A 20,201-nucleotide genomic window follows, 5' to 3' on the forward strand; every position below is an offset into this window, starting at 1 on the left:
TTCAAACAATTACATCTTATGCACGACGTACCAGAAAATCTGCTGTATTCCAAGGATCACGAATGGATTGAAATTGACGGGGACATCGGCACCATCGGCATTTCAGACCATGCCCAGGCCGAACTCTCCGATGTCGTCTTTGTAGACCTTCCCGAAGTAGGCGCCACCGTCGCGGCCGGCGACCCCGTCGCCGTCGTGGAATCTGTCAAAGCCGCCAGCGACGTGTACACCCCCGTTTCAGGAGAAATCCTGGAAGTGAATGAAGAGCTTTCCAATGACCCCTCCCTCATTAACTCCGACCCCTACGGCGCAGGCTGGCTGTACAAAATCCGCCTGGACGTTCCCACGGAAACGGAAGATATGATGAACGCCACGGATTACGAGGAATACTGCTCCTGAACCATTCTTTCCTCCCCCGCCCCGGTGATTCCATCCCGGGGCATTTTGTTTGGCCCGTCCCGCGGCCGGACGCTATTACCAGCCAGAGATACCACATGAATACCCACTCAGATTTTGCCAGCCGGCACATCGGCCCCCAGGGGGAAGAACGCCGGGAAATGCTTGACAGCCTCGGCTACCGGACGCTTGACGAACTCATTGCGGACATCGTCCCCGCAGATATCCGCATGAAGGCCCCGCTGGACCTGCCCGCAGCCAAATCGGAAACGGAAGCCCTGGAGGAACTCCGTTCCATTCTGCGGAAAAACAAGCTCCTGAAAACCTTCATTGGCCAGGGCTATTACGGCACCATCACTCCCTCCGTCATCCTCCGCAATGTACTGGAGAACCCCGGCTGGTACACGGCCTACACCCCTTATCAACCGGAAATCGCCCAGGGACGGCTGGAAATGCTCATGAATTTCCAGACCATGGTCTCTTCCCTGACAGGGCTGCCGGTAGCGAACGCCTCCCTGCTGGATGAAGGCACCGCAGCAGCAGAAGCCGTCACCATGTGCCGGAACGCGCGCCCCAAAGCAAACACCTTCTTTGTGGCGGACACCTGCCATCCCCAGACCATCAGCGTCATCCGTACCCGCGCCGCCTTCCAGGGCGTTAACATCATCGTGGGAGATTGCTCATCCTTTGACCCCGCATCCATCGGTGCGGATCTGGCCGGAGTGCTTGTCCAATATCCGGACACGCTCGGCCGCATCTGCGACTACACGGACTTCTTTTCCCGCGTGCATGCCACGGGCGCGCTCTGCGTCGTGGCGGCGGATCTCATGGCCCTTACCGTCATCCGGGAACCCGGCGCCTTCGGAGCCGATATCTGCATCGGCAACACGCAGCGCTTCGGCATCCCAATGGGCTTCGGCGGCCCCCATGCCGCCTACATGTCCTGCACGGACGCTCTCAAACGCCGCATGCCCGGCCGCCTTATCGGCATGTCCATAGATACCCTGGGCCGCCCGGCCTACCGCCTGGCCCTGCAAACGAGGGAACAGCATATTCGCCGCGACAAGGCGACCTCCAACATCTGCACCGCCCAGGTGCTCCTGGCCGTGCTTGCCGCCTTTTACGCCGTATACCACGGACAGGAAGGCCTCAAACGCATCGGCACGGAAATCCACTTGAAAACCAAAAGCCTGTACAAGGCGCTCACGGAAGCCGGCATCGCCATTAAAAACAAAAACTTCTTTGACACCCTGCTGCTGTCCGTTCCCGGACAAGCGGACGCCATGGTGCAAAAAGCCCTGGAAGCCGGGTACAACATCCGCAGGGTGGATGCCGACCACGCAGCCATCTCTCTGGATGAAACCGCAACCTGTGCGGATATAGCGGCACTGGCCTCCGCCCTTGCAGGTGCGGAAACATCCGCTGCCTGCGATTGCGACGCTCCTGCCTGGGATCCCGTCCACACGCGCCAGACGCCTTTCTGCACGGAAAAGGCTTTCAACTCCTACCATTCCGAAACGGAAATGATGCGCTACATCCGCCGCCTGGAATCCCGGGACCTGGCTCTAAATGAAGCCATGATCCCTCTGGGCTCCTGCACGATGAAGCTGAACGCCGCCTCTGAAATGATTCCCATCACGTGGCCGGAAGCCAACTCCCTGCATCCCTTTGTTCCGGCGGACCAGTCGGAAGGCATCCGGGAAATGCTCTCCGTCCTGTCCGACCGTCTGGCGAAAATCACCGGCTTTGCCGCCGTATCCCTCCAGCCCAACGCCGGCGCCGCAGGGGAATATGCCGGGCTACTGGCCATCCGCCGCTACCAGAAGCACGCCGGAGAAGGCCACCGCAATGTCTGCCTCATTCCCACCTCCGCCCACGGAACAAATCCCGCATCCTCCGCCATGGCCGGCCTCAAGGTGGTGCCCGTCAAATGCGACGAAAGAGGCAACATCGACATGGCAGACCTGAAATCCCAGGCGGAAGCCCATAAGGACAATCTCTCCTGCATCATGGTCACGTACCCCTCCACGCACGGGGTATATGAACAGACAATCAAGGAACTCTGCGACATCGTCCATGCCAATGGCGGCCAGGTGTACATGGACGGCGCCAACATGAATGCCCAGGTAGGTCTGACTTGCCCCGGCTGCATTGGCGCGGACGTCTGCCACCTGAACCTGCATAAAACCTTTGCCATGCCGCACGGCGGCGGCGGTCCCGGCATCGGGCCCATCGGCGTAGCGGAACACCTCGTACCCTTCCTGCCCGGGCACCTCACGCTGGGCCATGAAGAAGGGGCCGTAGCGTCTGCGGCGTGGGGAAGCGCCTCCATCGCCGCCATCTGCTGGATGTACCTCTCCATGATGGGGCCGGACGGCCTCAGGGAAGCCACGGAAATGGCCATCCTTAACGCCAACTACATTGCCAAGAAACTCGGACATCTCTTCCCGGTTCTCTACTCCGGCAACAAGGGGCTGGTGGCGCATGAATGCATTCTGGATCCGCGCCAGCTCACTCATGACGCCGGCCTCACGGTGGATGACATTGCCAAAAGGCTCATGGACTACGGCTTCCACGGCCCCACCATGTCCTTCCCCGTTCCGGGCACCCTGATGGTGGAGCCGACGGAATCGGAACCCAAAAAAGAACTGGACCGCTTCATTGAAGCCATGGAACGCATTCATGCGGAAATCACGGCCATTATCAACGGTACGGCAGACAAGGAAGACAACGTCCTGAAAAACTCGCCCCATACCGCAGAAATGGTCTCCGCCGACGAATGGCGGCACCCCTACTCCCGCAGTGAAGCGGCTTATCCGGTCTCCGGTCTCCTTATTCACAAATTCTGGCCGTATGTAGGCCGGGTGGATAATGTGTACGGAGACCGCAATCTGGTCTGCACCTGCGACACGGTGGAGGAATTCTCCAAGGCCGTAGAGTTATAAAAATCTCATCCTTCCTTTCAAAAAGGCTGTTCCATTCATTTGGAGCAGCCTTTTTCTTATGTTCAAGAATCGGATTTCCAATCCGAAGTCAACACTCTATTTTGAGAACAAATGGGTCATCAAAATGAAAGGGGAGGAAAAGCGGGGTGGGAGAAATGTTCCTTTTTTCTTTTTCAACCCATATTGCTTTTGGGCTTAATTGTTTTCTGGATATGTTTGCTCTTTCGGATTGGAAATCCGTTGAGCTACGTCTCAGATGAGCTTTTTCTCTGCCCTTACTGTTCCTGGCCTTCAACAGCATCTTTCTTTTTCCAGGGAAGATTCCGCTATCCTCAAAGGGTATGGAATTCTCTTCATGATCTTTCATCATGTCTTCGGCTTATACGCTCTACCCGCAGGTGTGGATACGGCATGGATTGCTCCCCAGCTTACCAAAGCCGCTCCCATCTTTAAAATTTGCGTGCCCATTTTTATTTTCATCACGGGGTACGCTATGGGATGGAAAACAAATTCATCCCCAACCTTCGGTTCCCTCATTAAAACAGGCTTTTCCCATTACTTTAAATTCTGGAAAATTTATTTCTTATGCCTCCTTCTGGCTATTCTGGTTTCCTGGGCATTCCCCTTGCCCATTTTGCCATCCGTTGCCGACATGGGTTGGAAAAATGGCCTGCTTGTCGTAACAGGATTGAGGCCCTGTTATCCCGACTGGTGGTACATGGCTCTTTTCGCGGCAGCCACCATGGCCCTTTATCCAATCTGTGCGTGGATCACGCATCACATTGCGCCTGTCCCGTCCATGGCAGCTCTGCTGGGAGTGTCCCTTTTATTTCAAAGTACGGCCCACATTCCCAGCCTGCCGGGAATCGCCTATTCCTTCCCTCCTTTCCTGCCCTGCTTCATTCTCGGCTACATGTGCGCCTTTCTGGCTTCACGCCTCTCTGCTCTTTCAATTTCCCAAAGCTTGGGAGCAATCCTGTTGCTGGCTCTTGAAATACTATCCATCCATCTCTTCAGTTTTTCAAAAGCCAAAACCCTGACGGTTATCTTTCTCTTCACCCTCTGGTGTCTGCCTTGGATAACCCGGAAACTCCGCCTCACACCGCTCTTGACGCTGCTGGGAACTTATTCCGCACTTATGTGGCTGAATCACAGATTCATTTTCGGCTACCACTTCAGCTGGGACCTCTATGGAACCCAAAGCATCAGCGTAGTATTCATCGTGACGCTGGTCTCCTCCCTTCTGCTGGCCATGGCCATGCAAAAACTTTTTAACCGGATGATTCCCTCAAATCCGCAAACGCAGTCAAAAACTTTGTAGCAACTTTACAAGGTCCGGATTCCAACACCTCTTAATTCCAAGGGGGATCTCCGTACTTATTTTCTCCAATCCGGCTTTCCCCATGGGATAAATACCACAACAGCAGCCACCCTATGAAGGGAACGGCCAGAAAAACCAGGAAAAAGCCGCTCCTCCCGACATCATGCAGACGCCGGACCATGGTAGCCGCCAGCGGAATAGACAGCACGGCGAGCACCACGTACAGCAGAGGGGAAACCAGCTCAACCCACGGAACCAGGGACGGGAAAAAACCGCATTCCGCAAAAGAGGGGACTCCCGCCACGGCCAGCCACGCAACCCCCACTCTGGAAAAAACCTCGTGCAGCTCCCCTTTCCCGGCACGGCCCTCAAAACGGCACCATGCCTTGATGACGCGTATCCAGTACTTCTTCCTGCTCCAGCCGGAGTCGGCGCCTCCAGGCTCTGAACCGGGATCCGGCAGAACGGAGGGCTCCCCATCATCATCCATAACAGTCATGGAGGGGATAAAAGAGGCCAGAGGCCTCCAGTCTCCGCCGGGAACCTTCCGGACCAAAGTCCGGTTGGACAGGCGGCCGAGGTTACGGGCCCGCAGCAAAAGCACCAGGTCAACCGGGCCTTTGGAAGAACCGTCAATTGCCTGATACTCGTACAGATCGCTCATGGGGACGCTTACCTGGATTCCTTCCCGTGGCTGAAGGCGGAGGCGGGAATCTCCTTCTTGGACAAACCGGGACCTTCCCACTTCAAAACCAGTTTGGAGGCAGTACCGGAGTTCCCCACATAGCCAATGCGGATGGGATGAAGTCCAGCTTTCAAATAAACGGGATTCTTCCGGTCACCCAGATCGGAGGAGACCTCGGCCCCCGGCTCATAAGTTTTGTCCGCGTCAATCAATTCCATGCCGTGCAGACGGACAAAAGCCTTGCTGCCCTTATTTTCATCCGTGGTCAGATAAAACGTATATGCTCCGTCCTCTGGAATCTTCACATATCCCGTCAGCTCCACACCGCGCTTGTCCGAACCGTTCATTTTCACGGATGGGGAAGGCGTCACGCCATGGGCGGAAGCAGGCTTCTTCCACTGGCGGAAATCCGGTACCCAGGGAAAATCCCCCTCATACAAGGCCCATCGCAACCCGGGAGAAACGGTTCCCTTCACATCCACGGCAGGCACCAGCGCAGAATCAAACACTGTTTTGGAAGGAAGGGAAGCCCGGCGATTGGACAAAGCGGCGGCTTTCATGCGGGCCTGAAGTTCCGGCTTGGAGGATGCGAGATCTTTGCTTTCCTGCGGATCATTCAAAGTATCAAAAATCATGAAATCCTTGTCCGCATCCTTCACCCCCATGCGCAAGCCTTTCAATCCATCCACAAAAACAATCTGCTGCTGGCCTCGCTGCGCTCCCTTGTGTTCGCCCAGGAAATCCTTATACTCCGGCGTTTTGCCGGCGAAATTATATTCGGCATAAACAATGCCGGGCTTCTGCTGGTCCGCATGACCGGTCAGCGTCGGCAGCAGGGAAACGCCGTCACTGCGGGCTGGAACCGGCACCCCGGCGACATCCGCCAGCGTAGCCAGCCAGTCATGGAACTGTCCAGGATGCAGGCTGATCTGCCCTTTGGGAATGCGGGCGGGCCAGCGTACCAGCGTAGGCACGCGCATGCCTCCTTCCCAGCAATCGCGCTTAATACCGTCCATCATGCCATAACTCTTGAAAAACTGCGGATTTTGCGCTCCGTGCCAGTGCCTGGAGTCGGCGCCACCCTCATTGTGGGGGCCATTGTCGGACGAGAAAACGATCATCGTATTATCGTCAATCTTCAAATCTTTCAGCAGACGGATCAAATCAGCCACGGCATCGTCCACGCGGCGGATCATGGTGGAATGACGTTTGGCCACATCATTCGGGAAACGGGAATTGTCCGGATGAATATAGGTATCCTTATTCTTTTCCGCCTTGGCGTCAAAAGCCGTATTCACGGATTCCGTGCCTTCCTTCTTTACCCATTGCAGGCCTCCTTTCAATCCGCCGCCGGAAGGATAGGGAACCCCCGGAACCACCAGATTGCCGTGGGGCGCCGGAAAAGCCAGGTACAGGAAAAACGGCTTTCCGGTCTTGCGGGCGAACTTGCGCTGGTCCACAATCCACTGCTTGGCGCGGGCGGCAAATAAATCCGTGGAATAAGCCGTCTGGGGCACCTGGTCCTTGATATTTTTCCACTCGGGATTGGAAGCGTAACCGTTGTATTCGAAAACGTCACGGGATTCGGAAGGATAGTGAAAATGCCCTGCCAAATGGTCCAGGATACCGTAAAAATAATTGAATCCCCGCTGATGGGGGCCGGCGGTCATGGGCACATGGCTCTGGCCTCCGCCGCCTACACCCCATTTGCCAATGGCGGCAGTATCATACCCGGCATCACGCATCACGGTACCCAGCGTATGGGAATCTTCAATAGGCTGGTCGAAACGGTTGTTTCTCACCACGCGGGAATTCCCCTGGTGCACCCCCAGCAGCAGGGAGGCGCGCGCCGGAGCGCAAACCGGAGCGGCGGAATAATGACGGCGCAGCTGAATCCCCTCCCGAGCCAGAGCGGACAGGGCAGGAGTCTTGAACTCGTTCTTTCTCTCCACCGTCCGGCCATTCAGCTTCTGCTGGCTCCAGTTGGAATCCAGATCACCCCAGCCCATGTCGTCCACCAGAATGAAAATAACATTGGGTTTTGAAGTTTTGACAGACCGGGCAGCCGGCTTCGTTGCCTGCCCGGAAGCACCCATGCACGGAACCAGGGAAGTCAGAAGAACGGATAGTAAAGATACCAGCTTCATGATTCAAAGAAAATAGACTCTAAAAAAGACGTTAAAATAAAGCGTTATCTTACATGAATTTTCTCATCCCTCAAGAAAATTACGAGGAAAGGGCACAGAGGATTGAATCGCCAGTATTATCGGCAAAAAACATCAGGGAACCAGCCTTCACAGCCGGAACAACTACAACCCGCCATACTGCACCAATGAGCGGCTTTTCTGGCTGAAGCCAGGAATGGGAGAAAATTCCTCCTGCATTCCCGGCGCCCCGGTCACCAGCCCCGCCCGGCCATGCTTTATCCTGAATAAAACGGCAATCCCCCCGCCGGGCAGAAAATACAGAAACCGGCGGAAACAGCAATCATGAACCGGAACGTTCCAAAATGTCCGCGCCAATTCCGGAACAGCGTTAATAACCCTGTCCGGAATAGCGAAGGCATCAGAAACGCTTCTTCCTGTCGTCCCTGCGGGAACGTTCGCCCCAGCGTTCGCCGCGGTCACTGCGGAAGCCCCCGCGGTTTCCCCTGAATCCGCTCCGGTCACTGCGGTCCCGCTCTCCGCGGTAACTGTTGCGGAATCCTCCATTGCGGCGGGAAGAGCGCGGAGTTCCGGAATATTCCGGAGCCCCCTTGTCTTCACGGACATTAACTTCATAGCCGCAGACGGTAGCCGTCGCCAGGGCCTCCAGAAGCAGGGGCGCCACGGAAGCGTCCACTTCTATCAGGGAATGCTTGGGGAAAATCCGGATATCGCCCACGGCTCCCTTTTCCATTTCCACCGTATTGTAAAATAACCCGGCTATGTCTTTGGGCCGCAAGCCAATCATCCGGCCTCCATTCATAAACAGCGTAACCGTATCCCCCTTATGCTGCCAGGAATCACCCTTCTGCGGGCTCTCCGCCTCCTCCCCGGTCTGCGGCATACGCCGCGCCCTGCGGGCGGGCTTGTCTTCCGGAATGGGCTGCACTTCCCGGTGCGTACGTTCCCGGAGCAAGTCAAACAGGGCCGCAGCCATGGCCTCCGGCGCAGCCTCCACTTCCTTCAATTCCTCCGGCAGCACGGCATCCGGCTTGAGACGTTCCAGGATATCATCCACCAGGGACTCTGTCCGGAGCTGGTCCACCTGAACGGCAGTCAACACAGGTTCCGGAGTCAACTTAACGCCGATGAAACGTTCAATGCGGCTCATCAGGGAAAAATCACGGCGCCCCACAAAAGTGATGGCCTTCCCCTTGCGGCCGGCGCGTGCCGTGCGGCCGATGCGGTGCACGTAATCCTCCGGATCACGCGGCAATTCAAAATTCACCACGGCATCCACATCGTCCACATCCAGGCCGCGAGCGGCAATATCCGTCGCCACCAGAAGGCGCAGGCTCCCCTTGCGGAAGGAATCCATCACGCGCTCCCTCATCATCTGGGGCATATCCCCATGAAGGCGATCCACCGGATAACCGCGGGCCGTCAGACCGTCCACCACGTCATCCACCACCTTTTTGGTATTGGCGAACACCAGCCCCATTTTAATCTTTCCGGTGTCAAGCAGCCGGCTGAGTACCTCAATCCGGGAGGAAAACACCACTTCGTAATAAACCTGTTCAATGGTAGGCACCGTCAGCGTAGGCCGTTCAATGGAAATCTGGATGGGCTCCTTCATGAACCTGCTCACCAGACGGTTGATTTCCGGAGACATGGTAGCGGAAAAAAACAGGGTCTGCTTCGTTTCCGGCATGGCCTCCGCAATGCGTTCGATGTCTTCCAGAAAACCCATATCCAGCATCTCGTCCGCCTCATCCAGAATCAGCATGCGGAGTCCGTCCAGCCTTAATGCCCCCGACTCCATCAGATCCATGACGCGTCCGGGCGTCCCCACCACAAACTGCACCCCGCGGCGCAGGGCGTCCAGTTGCGGACGGAAAGAAGCCCCCCCGTAAATGGGGACGGCGGAAACGCCGTCCATAAATAAAGCAAGCTTGTCCACCTCCCGGCAAATCTGAACGGCCAGTTCCCGAGTAGGACAAAGAGCCAGCACCTGAACGCAGCGTTCCTCAGGCTCAATGCACTCCAGGGCCGGAATGGCGAAGGCAAGCGTTTTTCCGGAACCCGTATGGGACAGCCCCACAATATCGGCCCCACTGATCGCGGCGGGAATCGCCTGCTCCTGAATGGAGGAAGGAGTATCGAAGCCGAGCACTTCGATAGCCTCCAGAATCTCCGGTGAAATACCAAGAGCCGAAAAAGAAGATGTTTGAGTCATGGGGAAAAATGATCTGTCAAAGTCACGGAAGAAGCTGAACATTCTTCCCTCCCGTGTCCAGCCAAAAGAACGGAAGATACCGTAGATGCCACGATTTCCGCAAAGCCGCCTGCGAATAAAAAAACGGCTCTCCCCGCTTCTGGTCTTTACTGTCACACACGGGGTTGCAACTTGCAGGGGCGCATTCGCGTATGATACAAATATTTCCCTCCGAATTCATGGATAAAACGCCAAACAAATCACAGTCCTCCCTGCTGGGGATTTTCATCAACATCCTCCTCCCGGTGTTGATTCTGGACTATTGCAGCGCGGGGCCCGCCAATCCCCTGGAACGCCCGGAAGGAGAAAATTTCTGGCATATCGGCCCGGTATGGGCCCTCGTCATCGCCCTTTCCCTCCCCCTTGTCTATGGTATCCGTTCCCTGGTCGTCTCCAGGAAATTTGACCTGATGTCCGTCGTAGGCATGGCCGGCGTGCTGCTGACGGGTGTCATCAGCATCTTCGTCATCGGCCCGGAAGGGCGCATCCACAGCGCCACACCCTGGCTGTTCGCCGGAAAAGAAGCCCTGATCCCCCTTATCCTGGCGGCGGCGGTCGTCGTCTCCCGGTCCGCCGGCACGCCCCTTCTCAACATGTTTATCTACACGCCGGAGTTATTCGACGTGCGCAGGATAGAACAAACGGTGGCCGCCAACGGCGAGGAACGGGCTTATCAGAAACTGCTGGCAAACTCGTCCTGGATTCTGGCGGGCACGCTGGTTGCCTCCTCCATCGGCAATTTCTTCCTGAGCCTCTCTTTCATGTCTTCCGTCATACAACAGCCGGAAGCGGAACAGCAAGTGGCCTACAACGCCGCCATCGGCAGCATCACCTGGTGGGGCTTCCTGATCATCGGAATCCCCATCCTGGCAGCCCTTGTCTTCATCATGACCCGCCTGATTAAACGGCTCGGCAGGCTGACCGGCCTCTCGCGGGACGAACTCCTTCTCAAATAACCCCCAAACCATGCGCCTCCATACTTCATGCATCCTGGCTGCCGCCATCGCCCTTCATGCGGCGTGGGCGGACACGCCCCGGTTCGACCGGGTCTTCGGTTCCCATATGGTACTTCCCCACGGGAAAAACATTCCCGTTTCCGGTACGGCCGCCCCCAACAGGGAAATAACCGTCACTTTTGGAAACACTGCCCTGAAAACAAAAACCGACTCCAAGGGGAAATGGAGCGTCACGCTGCCCCCCATGCCTCCCTGCGCCACAGGCCAGACGCTGGCGGCCGTGCAAAACGGGGACTCCGCCAAATTGGAAGATGTGCTCGTGGGAGAAGTGTGGCTGGCTTCCGGCCAATCCAACATGCTGTTCCGCCTGAACCAGACCACGACGGCCAAAGAAGACATAGCGGCTTCCGGAGACGACCAGCTCCGTCTGCTCAACAACGTTCCGCAAGCCCACACCAACAATGCCCCCTACTCCGCGAAAGACTTTGACGCCGTCACCACGGACAACTTCTATAAAGGGCAATGGGCTGCCAGCTCTCCCGCCACCTCAGGGCCAATGACTGCCGTGGGCTACTACTTCGGGAAAAAACTCCGCGAAGGGCTGGGCATTCCGGTAGGCATCATCCACTCCTCCCTGGGAGGCTCGGAAATCGCAGCGTGGATCCCCCGGCAGGTCATTAATGCCAACAACAGCTTCCGCACCCTGCGCGGCAATCACTGGCTGGACTCCCCCCTTATCTCCGACTGGGTGAGGGGACGGGCCAGGAAAAACATCTCTCCGCGTCTGAACCAGGGCTCTCCGGACCATCCCTACAAGCCGGCGTTCCTTTACGAATCCGGCATCGCATGGACAACGGCCCTCCCCATCACGGGCGTCATCTGGTATCAGGGCGAATCCGATGCGGAGATCATTGACAATGCCCAAAACAGCATGCTGCTGAAAACCATGATCTCCTCCTGGAGAAAAGCTTTCCGTAACCCGGAAATGCCTTTCGTCATGATCCAGCTCCCCCGCATCAACGACCCGTCAAAAATCCGTGCCGGATGGCCGGAATTCCGTGAAATGCAGGACGCCGTGGCCAAAACCGTTCCAAAAGTTTACAGCGTCAACACCATTGATCTTGGCTCCACCAATTCCGACGTTCATCCTCCATTCAAGCGCCCTGTGGGGGAACGTGCAGGAAATACTGCCCTGAACAAGGTTTACGGTAAAAAGATCCCCTGTGAAGGCCCTGCCCTCAAGGCCTTCAAACCTTCCGGTTCCAACATCCTGGTTCAACTGGATCAAGCTGCCGGACTGACCACCACGGACGGCAAAGAACCGGCCCAGTTTGAAATTGCCGGGACGGACGGAACTTATCATCCCGCCGCAGCGGAAATCATAAACAGAAAAGGCAACACAGCCGTTATCCGCCTCTCATCACCGGAAGTAAAATCCCCCAAACACGCCCGGTATTGCTGGAACCGTTTCGTGACCCCCAACCTGGTCAACGGCAACCAGCTCCCCGCCCGTCCCTTCCGGACGGACGAACCTGTTCTGAAAAAATAACTTTTACCACACCATCACTCCATGAACCTTCATCTTATCCTCGCTTCTCTGACAGCCACACTCTCACTGGGCATTGCGGCACAAGCTGCTCCCGCCAAAGTAGCCTGTGTGGGGGACAGTATCACCTTCGGCACCGGCCTTAAACCCGGAGAAACCCGGTATCCGCAAGTGCTCGCCACACTCATGGGGCCGGACTTTGACGTCAGAGGCTTCGGCAATCCCGGAAAAACGGCAGGCGACTACCCGGGCCAGGCAGGACGCTGGTACGGCAGCACCAGGGAACACAAGCAAGCCCTGGAATTCAAGGCGGATATTTATATCTGCAACCTTGGCATCAACGACACGGGCCGCTGGTGGAACCCCGAACTGTTCTCCAAAGGCTATGACGCTCTGCTTCATGCGTGGAAAAACGCCAATCCCAAAACACGGTTCTTTGCCTGGGGGCTGCTGGGGCCGGACTACCGCGGCCCGCTCAACAAAAAGGCATTTCCCGGCAACTGCTATCCGGACGTACGTAAATATGCAGGCTCGGACAACGGCTCATCCGCCAACCGCCCGGAAGCGGAAAAACTGATCGCCGCCGTAGCGCGCAAGTACAAAGTCAGTCTCTTTGACGCGCTGCACCCGCTCTCCGACCATCCGGAATGGTACGTTGACGGGTTGCACCCTACGGAACAGGGCGCACGGCGCATTGCGGAAATCACCTTTGCCAAGCTGGCAAAAAGCCTCAGGCTTAAGCAGCCCGCCCCCAGATTGGAACCGGGCACCGGCAACGTGATTATCAACAACCCAGGCAACTCCGGCATCCTTTTGGATGGATGGAAACTGACGGACGGAACCAATACGCTCATCTTTGAAAACTCCACCGTCATTCATCCCAAGGACAGGCTTATCATCGCCATTGGCCCGGAAACTCAAAAAGACCCGACCAAGCCCCTGCAAATCAAGTCCTCCCAATCCCCCGCAGCTTTCCGCCTCATTCCTGCGAAAAAATATTAAAAACTTCCAGAACCGCTTATGGGAACATGCGGAACTCCTGCATGTTCCCATAAGCCCGGCACACGCTATTCCGCCCGCACACACCCGCGGCAGGCGGCATGACTGCGTCACAGGCAGTTTCCCCGCTATCCCGGAAACTCATTTCTATCCTGTTTTAATTGAGCATTTCTGTCTCCAAAACGGTCTACAGTGCATGGAACAGAATAAAAGCAAATCATCCGCATGCCGCCTGCTTGGCCCCCTGGCCACCAACACCAGTATGGACTTCGGCGTTCTGTTGCTGCGCCTGGGCGTAGCAGTCATGATGCTTGTGCATGGCATTCCCAAACTGGGCATGCTTATCAGCGGAAACTGGGCGGCGTTCCAGGATCCTCTGGGAATCGGCAATTTTCTGTCCCTGCTGCTGTGCGTAGGCGCGGAATTCGGATGTTCCGTCCTCCTCTTGCTGGGATTCCTCACCCGTCTGGCCGCCCTTATCCTGATTATTAACATGTGTGTAGCGCTCTTTCTTGTCCTTGGGCTTTCCGGCTGGGGAGCGCAGGAACTTGCGGCCATCTACCTGCTGATCTATCTGACCATCTTCTATACGGGACCGGGCAAATTCTCCCTGGATGCCTGGTGGCTCCGGCGCGACTGCAAGATAGAAGTGGAATGAAAACAGCTCCTCCCGCGCGGTCTATGGCAAAAATACTTCTTTTTTCACTCGCCGCGGAGGGAGCCTTCCTCTAGGATGCTGGTACACCCAGTTCATCCGTTCAATGTCCGGCAAACTAACCTACAAGCAATCGGGGGTCGATACCAAAGAAGCAGCCGCTTTTGTATCCGACATCAGCTCTCACGTTAAAAGAACGCAAAAACAGAGATCCCTTCACCAGGCCTTTGGCCTTTTCGCCGCTGCCTATGATTTGAGTTCCTATAAGGAACCGGTCATCGTCACCGGGTGCGACGGTGTAGGCACCAAGACGGAAATTCTCTTTGAACTGGACATGGTGGAAACCGCCGGCAAAGACCTGGTGGCCATGAACGTCAACGACATTCTTACCACGGGCGGCGACCCGCTCCTTTTCCTGGATTATCTGGGCATCTCCAATCTGGAACGGGAACGCTCCCGCATCACCCGCCTGGTGGCCGGCATGTGCGACTACCTGGAATCCTGCAACTGCATCCTGGCCGGAGGGGAAACGGCGGAAATGCCCGGTGTGGTGCCGGAATCCATCGTGGAACTCTCCGGCTTCTGCATCGGCTGTTGTGAAAAAAGCAAACTGATTGATCCGAAAACCGTCCGGCCCGGAGACGTATTCATCGGCTACAAATCCGACAGCTTCCATGCCAACGGCTGGAGCCTCATCCGCCGCATTCTGGAAGAAAATCCGGATGTAGTTGATGAAGAGGAACTCCGTTCCCTTCTTCAGCCCACCCGCTTGTACCATGACGTGGTGGCAGATATGCGCCGCTTCAATGTCACCCCGAAGGCATACGCCCATATCACGGGGGGAGGCCTCCCGGAAAACCTGGAACGCTTCCTGGGCGACTACGGCGCAGACCTCTCCATTCCCTATTGGGACAACACCGCCGCCCAGAAAATCCTGAAGCATGTGGATCCGCAGGACCGCTTCAACACCTTTAACATGGGCATTGGCTGGGTAGCTATCGTGAGACCTGAAGATGCGGAAGCCGCATTGAAGGCAGGTCCGGGCGGCACGGTCATCGGCACGCTGAGAGAAGGCCGCGGCATTCATGTCAAAGTACAGGGCGAATAAAAACACCATCTCCTTGCAACGGATACGCCACACTTACAGGACAATCTTTTCATCATCATCCCATGAGCGATTTTCTTAAACACGAGTGCGGCGTAGCCGCCATTCGTCTGCTTAAGCCTCTCTCTTATTTTCAGGATAAATACGGCTCCACCCTCTGGGCGTTCAACAAACTGCTCATCCTGATGGAAAAGCAGTACAACCGCGGACAGGACGGCGCGGGCATAGGCTGCGTCAAGCTGAACATGCCCCTGGGGCAGCCTTATCTGTTCCGCACCCGGGACGCCAGCAAAGACGCCCTTACGAGCATCTTCAACGGGCAAATCAAGAAGCTCAATAAAAAAGTTCGCCGCGGCCTGGTCAACCTGAAGGATGCGGCAGACATCAAAAACAACTTCGACTACGGCGGGGAAATCCTGATGGGGCATCTCCGCTACGGCACCTCCGGCCTCTTTGACGAAGGTTCCTGCCACCCCTACCTGCGCCGCACCAACTGGCCGACCCGCACCCTGATGGTTCTGGGCAACTTCAACATGACCAATACGCCGGAATTGAACCAGCGAATGATTGAACGCGGCCAGCACCCCGTCTTCGGAACGGACACGCAGACTGTCCTTGAAGAAATAGGGTATCACCTGGATGAAGCCCATACGGACCTCTACCGCGCCTTGCGGGACAGCGGCATGCCCGGCCCGGAAATTCCCCATGCCATTTCCTCCCGGCTTAACATTCAGGAAATCATCCATAACTCCGCCAAGCAATGGGACGGCGGATATGCCATCATGGGAGCCATCGGCAACGGGGACTACTTCTGCCTGCGGGATCCGCACGGCATCCGCCCATGCCACTACCTGATTACGGATGAATTCATTGCCGTGGCTTCCGAACGCGTTCCCCTGATGACCGTCTTTGAAGTGGAAAGCGAACAGGTTCAAGAACTTCCGCCGGCCAATATGCTCTCCATCAAAGCAGACGGGACACATGCCATTACGGAATTTACCACCCCTCTGAAACCGGCTCCCTGCTCCTTTGAAAAAATTTACTTCTCCCGCGGGAACGATCCTATCGTTTACCGGGAACGCAAAGCGCTCGGCGCGGCGTTGACCCCCCAAATCGTGGATTCTCTTGAAGACCGTTTTGACAAATCCGCTATCACCTACATTCCCAACACGGCGGAAACCGCCTACTACGGCCTGCTGGAAGGCTTGCGCGTCTACCGCCGCAAGCGCGTGCATGCCCAGCTCCTGGAGGCCCTGAGAAACGGCACCCTGGATGAAAACATGCTGGACAGCGCTATCCTGAAACGCTGGCCGCGCGGTGAAAAAATCGCCCACAAGGATATCAAAATGCGCACGTTCATCACGCAGGAAAAAAGCCGTGCGCAGCTGGTTTCCCACGTATATGACCTCACTTACGGCGCCGTAGGGCCGGAAGATGTACTCGTCGCCATTGACGACTCCATTGTCCGCGGCACTACGCTGAGAAGGTCCATCCTCCGCATCCTGGGCCGCACCAATCCCCGGAAAATAGTCATTGCATCTACTGCCCCGCAAATCCGGTACCCGGACTGCTACGGCATTGACATGTCCGAGCTGGGCAACTTCATTGCCTTCCAGGCGGCCGTCTCCCTGATCAAGCAGCACGGACAGGCCCGTCTGCTGGAAGAAGTATACAAGGCATGCAGGGAAGAACTGGCCAAGCCCAAGGAAGAACGGCGCAATTGCGTGAAGGCTATTTACGAAGGGTTGACTGAGGCTGAAATCTCCCGGGAAATCACCCGCCTGGTCACTCCGCATGACGCTCCGTGCCCCGTGGAAGTCATTTTCCAGACCATCGAAAACCTCCATGAATCCATAGAAGGCCCCTGCGGCGACTGGTATTTCACCGGAGATTACCCAACTCCGGGCGGATACACCACAGTTAATGTGGCATACATGCGCTGGTTTGAGGGTAAAGGGGGCCGTGCATACGATTTGCCCTTGTAGCGGCTCCCTTTTTTTGGGTATTCTGCCGACAACATGTCGGCACCCATTTCATACACGACCTTGGAAGACACCGAACTGGTCGCCAGGGCACGGGAAGGAGATTCGCGGGCTTTTGACGAACTTGTCATTCGCCACAGCCGCAAACTCCATGCTACCCTGTACCAGATGACGGACAACTACGACGATGCCTATGACATCGCCCAGGAAGCGTTCTCCAAAGCCTACCGGGCCTTGCGCTACTTTAATGGACAAAGCGCCTTTTACACATGGCTGCACTCCATTGCCGTCAACCACGCCAGAAACTTCCTGAAAAAACGCAACCGCAGAATGACCTACAGTCTGGACGACGACGAGTACGGCGACCATACGGAAAAGGACATGAACATGGCGGATGAAACGGACGGGGCGGACCCGGAACGCCGTACCCATTTGAATGAATTGCAGCTCAAAATCAACGAAGCATTGAAGAAACTTTCCACTAAACACAGGGAAGTCGTTGTTCTTCATGACGTAAAAGGGCTCAACCATACGGAAATATCCGCCCTTCTCGGTATCTCTGAAGGAACGCTCAGATCACGTCTGCACTATGCCCACAAGGAACTCCAGGGGCTGCTGGCGGAATATCTAAGTTAATCAGGGAAAAAAATATTGAACGTCAATTCCCGCCGCCATGTCAAACGCATAGTTCCAAATTCGGGACTGACACATTCTAACTTCTATTATACTTAACATCAACGACGATGGATAAACAATCCACAGATCATAAAGAGGAAACTCTGGCGGCCATGCTGGCATCTTTCCGCAAGGAAGCCTGTTACCATGACACCTTCGAGGAAGATTTCCTCCGCAATTTTCATCTCAGAAAGGAAACCGATCAGGCTGCCCACTCTGCTTGGAAATTGCTGCTCGAACGCCTGGACAATTATCTGCAGAACTTTCGTGGTTGGCAGTGGGTCTATGCTTCCATGTCCATCGTGACATTAGCTGCGGTAGGCGTTATTATCGCATCCGGAAACATGGATGAACCTTCTGAATCTTACGTATCCTCCACCAAGGATAAGGAAGAAATACTCCTGACGGAAAAAGCCGTTCCCGTAAGTAAGGAAACTATTGAACGAACCTCAACCGAAGTTGCTCCCACGGAAAAACCTGAATTCACCACGGGAGACTCTTCATATGAAACATCGGCCAAAGACAACCAGCTGAAACCTGATTCCCATGCCGATAAAAAACCGGTATCCCGCGTTCTCATTGAGATGTAACAATCCATGATGGACCTGGCTCCGATATTGACGGGCATAGCCGTTGCAGGCCTGATTTGCCAGGCAACGGCCGTGCCTGTCCCTTTTAAGGTAGAAGCCATCCTCCCCCAGGCGGAAGGAGCGCCGTATGCGACCATGGCGGCGCAAATCGGTAAAGACATGCTGGCCTCCTTGATTCCCTACCGGGTTTTAAAAAACGGAGGCGTGACTTACCATCTCGGGGACAAAAGTACCCCGCCCCTTCAGGTTTGGGCCCAGGAAAAGCTCACAGGCCTGACAATCTTTAAGGTGGATCCAGCCCGTATATACGACGGGCAGGCAGACCTGACCCCTTCCGGCATTCTTAAACGCGGCGACAAGCTGTCCTTTGCCAGCAGCAAAAATGAGACCACGCAGGGAATTTACGTGGGCATGGAACATTCCATCGGGGAAACCAGTTTCCCCCTGCGGCTCATCCGCGCCCAGTTCCCCAAGCTGGCAGTCCCCCCCATCGGCCAACCATGCTACGACTCTGAAAACCGTCTGGTCGGCATTGTTCTGGGCGTTTCCCGCAAAGGGACCTGCCACCTGCTGCCCGCCCGGGCCATCTCCTTCCTGGCAACCCATCCGGAAGCCAAAAGAGTGCGCCTGGGTTGCCTGCTGGACATCAACTCCTCAACCCCCGTCATTGAGGGCCTTATCAACGGAGGTCCTCTTGCACGGGCGGGAATCCAGACCGGAGACATCCTCATCAACATCAACGACACGCCCATCCGCAACTACGGAGACATGTTGGACGCCACTTATTACCTGACGGGAGACAAACCTCTGTCTATCGAAGTCATCCGCGGCACCCAGGTGGTGACAAGCAAGGGAATCCTCCCCACGCAGGATCCCCGTTAATCCAAAATCCGGGCTCCAAATAAATGCCGGGGCTCCGGACGGCTCCCGCTCAAAATCGCCCAGAACCTTCTTTCAGGCTTGAACTCGCCCGCCGGCGCACTTAAAAAAGGGCGTGCTTCAAATCGTCTTCAATAAAATCAGCGCTGCGGAAGTATCCAGCATCCCCACTCTGGAACAGCTGGATCTGCTCGGAGACTTCCAAGTCTCAGAATCCACCCTCCAGACCCTGGATGACGCCCGTTTCGGCAAGATGGAAAAGGATGGTAAAATTCTTTATCGCTACGTCGCCAAAGATTACCGCATCTACTTTGAAGTCATCGAAGGCAAAGTGATCGTCCACCGCGTTCTGCACGCCAACAGCCTGAACGATTTCCTGTTTCGCACCAATATTTCCCCGACTGCCGGGGAAGATGAAATCCTGAGCCAGTCCAAGCACTTCTGGAAACTTATCGACGAAGGCAAAAACGCCTCCAAAGCCTGACCTTTTCCCATTCATGGCCTGCATCATTCTGGGCGTCACCGGCTCCATTGCCGCATACAAGGCGGCGGATATCGCTTCCGCCCTGGTCAAACACGGTCATGAAGTGCACTGCGTCTGCACAGCCAAGGCCCTTGAATTCGTCACCCCCCTCACCCTGCACACGATTTCCCGCAACCCCGTCTTTTCCTCCTTTGAGGATGAAAAGACGGACTGGGTTCCCCCGCACATCCAACTGGCCCAACGGGCGGATCTTCTGCTTATAGCCCCAGCCACGGCAAACACCATGGCCAATTTCGCCCATGGCTTCGCTCCGGACATGCTCAGCTCCCTCTACCTGGCTTGCCAGTCTCCGGTGCTTATTTGCCCGGCTATGAACGTCCACATGTGGGAACATGCGGCCACGCAGCAAAACGCGGCCGTTCTGAAGCAAAGGAAGGATCATTACATCCTCGGCCCCAGTGAATCCGGAATTCTGGCCTGCGGAGCGGAAGGCGCGGGAAAACTCATGCCGGTGGACAGGATTATTCAAAAAACACTCTCCCTTCTGCCGTAAGGACGGCAAAA

Annotated in this window: 18 protein-coding genes; 14 read left to right on the forward strand and 4 right to left on the reverse strand. The window is 56.0% G+C overall.

The window, feature by feature from the left end:
• Positions 1-18: 18 nt before the first annotated feature.
• Together gcvH and gcvP are read left to right on the forward strand one after the other, a co-directional pair.
• Positions 19-399 (forward strand): glycine cleavage system protein GcvH, encoded by a 381-nt coding sequence (gene gcvH, locus WW58_RS12380; protein WP_012419500.1) that lies wholly within the window; start codon positions 19-21, stop codon positions 397-399.
• A gap of 95 nt (positions 400-494) precedes the next feature.
• Positions 495-3,341 (forward strand): aminomethyl-transferring glycine dehydrogenase, encoded by a 2,847-nt coding sequence (gene gcvP, locus WW58_RS12385; protein WP_046437977.1) that lies wholly within the window; start codon positions 495-497, stop codon positions 3,339-3,341.
• An 88-nt stretch (positions 3,342-3,429) separates the two neighbouring features.
• Here the strand turns inward: gcvP and WW58_RS13720 are convergent, their stop codons facing one another.
• Positions 3,430-3,711, reverse strand: a complete 282-nt coding sequence (locus tag WW58_RS13720) for a hypothetical protein (protein ID WP_157738224.1) — start codon at positions 3,709-3,711, stop codon at positions 3,430-3,432.
• On the opposite strand from WW58_RS13720, the gene WW58_RS12390 reads away from it, so the two are divergent.
• The gene (locus tag WW58_RS12390; RefSeq protein ID WP_161994065.1) at positions 3,697-4,662 is read left to right on the forward strand and encodes an acyltransferase family protein; all 966 of its coding nucleotides are present in this window, start codon (positions 3,697-3,699) and stop codon (positions 4,660-4,662) included. The genes WW58_RS13720 and WW58_RS12390 overlap by 15 nt on opposite strands.
• 31 nt (positions 4,663-4,693) lie before the next feature.
• Here WW58_RS12390 and WW58_RS13725 read toward each other — a convergent pair whose 3' ends face one another.
• The 3 genes from WW58_RS13725 to WW58_RS12410 form a co-directional block, all read right to left on the reverse strand.
• Complete coding sequence (locus WW58_RS13725) at positions 4,694-5,326, reverse strand: DUF805 domain-containing protein (RefSeq protein WP_022198470.1); 633 nt, start codon at positions 5,324-5,326, stop codon at positions 4,694-4,696.
• Positions 5,327-5,334: 8 nt separating this feature from the next.
• Positions 5,335-7,494: a sulfatase-like hydrolase/transferase gene (locus WW58_RS12400; RefSeq protein ID WP_022198471.1), complete on the reverse strand. Its 2,160-nt coding sequence runs from the start codon at positions 7,492-7,494 to the stop codon at positions 5,335-5,337.
• 418 nt (positions 7,495-7,912) lie between these two features.
• Positions 7,913-9,727 (reverse strand): DEAD/DEAH box helicase, encoded by a 1,815-nt coding sequence (locus WW58_RS12410; RefSeq protein ID WP_022198472.1) that lies wholly within the window; start codon positions 9,725-9,727, stop codon positions 7,913-7,915.
• A 218-nt stretch (positions 9,728-9,945) separates the two neighbouring features.
• On the opposite strand from WW58_RS12410, the gene WW58_RS12415 reads away from it, so the two are divergent.
• From WW58_RS12415 to WW58_RS12465, 11 genes are all read left to right on the forward strand, one after another.
• Positions 9,946-10,722: a VC0807 family protein gene (locus WW58_RS12415; RefSeq protein WP_022198473.1), complete on the forward strand. Its 777-nt coding sequence runs from the start codon at positions 9,946-9,948 to the stop codon at positions 10,720-10,722.
• A gap of 10 nt (positions 10,723-10,732) precedes the next feature.
• Positions 10,733-12,271, forward strand: a complete 1,539-nt coding sequence (locus WW58_RS12420) for a sialate O-acetylesterase (protein ID WP_022198474.1) — start codon at positions 10,733-10,735, stop codon at positions 12,269-12,271.
• Between the two features lie 21 nt (positions 12,272-12,292).
• Positions 12,293-13,270 (forward strand): GDSL-type esterase/lipase family protein, encoded by a 978-nt coding sequence (locus WW58_RS12425; protein ID WP_022198475.1) that lies wholly within the window; start codon positions 12,293-12,295, stop codon positions 13,268-13,270.
• Between the two features lie 193 nt (positions 13,271-13,463).
• Positions 13,464-13,925: a DoxX family protein gene (locus WW58_RS12430; protein WP_022198476.1), complete on the forward strand. Its 462-nt coding sequence runs from the start codon at positions 13,464-13,466 to the stop codon at positions 13,923-13,925.
• Between the two features lie 103 nt (positions 13,926-14,028).
• Positions 14,029-15,030: a phosphoribosylformylglycinamidine cyclo-ligase gene (purM, locus tag WW58_RS12435; RefSeq protein WP_022198477.1), complete on the forward strand. Its 1,002-nt coding sequence runs from the start codon at positions 14,029-14,031 to the stop codon at positions 15,028-15,030.
• Between the two features lie 62 nt (positions 15,031-15,092).
• A complete protein-coding gene (locus WW58_RS12440; RefSeq protein WP_022198478.1) occupies positions 15,093-17,012 on the forward strand; it encodes a glutamine amidotransferase in 1,920 nt (639 codons plus the stop codon).
• Between the two features lie 60 nt (positions 17,013-17,072).
• Positions 17,073-17,645 (forward strand): RNA polymerase sigma factor, encoded by a 573-nt coding sequence (locus WW58_RS12445; RefSeq protein ID WP_179218865.1) that lies wholly within the window; start codon positions 17,073-17,075, stop codon positions 17,643-17,645.
• Between the two features lie 107 nt (positions 17,646-17,752).
• Positions 17,753-18,274, forward strand: coding sequence for a hypothetical protein (locus WW58_RS12450; protein WP_046437986.1), 522 nt, complete (start codon positions 17,753-17,755; stop codon positions 18,272-18,274).
• A 6-nt stretch (positions 18,275-18,280) separates the two neighbouring features.
• Positions 18,281-19,156 (forward strand): PDZ domain-containing protein, encoded by an 876-nt coding sequence (locus WW58_RS12455; protein WP_046437988.1) that lies wholly within the window; start codon positions 18,281-18,283, stop codon positions 19,154-19,156.
• Positions 19,157-19,268: 112 nt separating this feature from the next.
• Positions 19,269-19,637 carry a hypothetical protein gene (locus WW58_RS12460; protein ID WP_012419515.1) on the forward strand — a complete coding sequence of 123 codons (369 nt, stop codon included), beginning with the start codon at positions 19,269-19,271 and terminating at the stop codon, positions 19,635-19,637.
• A 13-nt stretch (positions 19,638-19,650) separates the two neighbouring features.
• Positions 19,651-20,190, forward strand: coding sequence for a flavoprotein (locus WW58_RS12465; RefSeq protein WP_046437990.1), 540 nt, complete (start codon positions 19,651-19,653; stop codon positions 20,188-20,190).
• The last annotated feature ends 11 nt before the right edge of the window (positions 20,191-20,201 follow it).

The organism is Akkermansia sp. UNK.MGS-1 (assembly GCF_000980515.1).
Lineage (GTDB): Bacteria > Verrucomicrobiota > Verrucomicrobiia > Verrucomicrobiales > Akkermansiaceae > Akkermansia > Akkermansia muciniphila.

Excerpts from the sequence above, each read along its gene's own strand:
- gcvH (WP_012419500.1), top strand. The coding sequence starts at position 19 with ATGCACGACGTACCAGAAAATCTGCTGTATTCCAAGGATCACGAATGG.
- gcvP (WP_046437977.1), top strand. The coding sequence starts at position 495 with ATGAATACCCACTCAGATTTTGCCAGCCGGCACATCGGCCCCCAGGGG.
- WW58_RS12390 (WP_161994065.1), top strand. The coding sequence starts at position 3,697 with ATGATCTTTCATCATGTCTTCGGCTTATACGCTCTACCCGCAGGTGTG.
- WW58_RS13720 (WP_157738224.1), bottom strand. The coding sequence starts at position 3,711 with ATGATGAAAGATCATGAAGAGAATTCCATACCCTTTGAGGATAGCGGA.
- WW58_RS13725 (WP_022198470.1), bottom strand. The coding sequence starts at position 5,326 with ATGAGCGATCTGTACGAGTATCAGGCAATTGACGGTTCTTCCAAAGGC.
- WW58_RS12400 (WP_022198471.1), bottom strand. The coding sequence starts at position 7,494 with ATGAAGCTGGTATCTTTACTATCCGTTCTTCTGACTTCCCTGGTTCCG.
- WW58_RS12410 (WP_022198472.1), bottom strand. The coding sequence starts at position 9,727 with ATGACTCAAACATCTTCTTTTTCGGCTCTTGGTATTTCACCGGAGATT.
- WW58_RS12415 (WP_022198473.1), top strand. The coding sequence starts at position 9,946 with ATGGATAAAACGCCAAACAAATCACAGTCCTCCCTGCTGGGGATTTTC.
- WW58_RS12420 (WP_022198474.1), top strand. The coding sequence starts at position 10,733 with ATGCGCCTCCATACTTCATGCATCCTGGCTGCCGCCATCGCCCTTCAT.
- WW58_RS12425 (WP_022198475.1), top strand. The coding sequence starts at position 12,293 with ATGAACCTTCATCTTATCCTCGCTTCTCTGACAGCCACACTCTCACTG.
- WW58_RS12430 (WP_022198476.1), top strand. The coding sequence starts at position 13,464 with ATGGAACAGAATAAAAGCAAATCATCCGCATGCCGCCTGCTTGGCCCC.
- purM (WP_022198477.1), top strand. The coding sequence starts at position 14,029 with ATGTCCGGCAAACTAACCTACAAGCAATCGGGGGTCGATACCAAAGAA.
- WW58_RS12440 (WP_022198478.1), top strand. The coding sequence starts at position 15,093 with ATGAGCGATTTTCTTAAACACGAGTGCGGCGTAGCCGCCATTCGTCTG.
- WW58_RS12450 (WP_046437986.1), top strand. The coding sequence starts at position 17,753 with ATGGATAAACAATCCACAGATCATAAAGAGGAAACTCTGGCGGCCATG.
- WW58_RS12455 (WP_046437988.1), top strand. The coding sequence starts at position 18,281 with ATGATGGACCTGGCTCCGATATTGACGGGCATAGCCGTTGCAGGCCTG.
- WW58_RS12465 (WP_046437990.1), top strand. The coding sequence starts at position 19,651 with ATGGCCTGCATCATTCTGGGCGTCACCGGCTCCATTGCCGCATACAAG.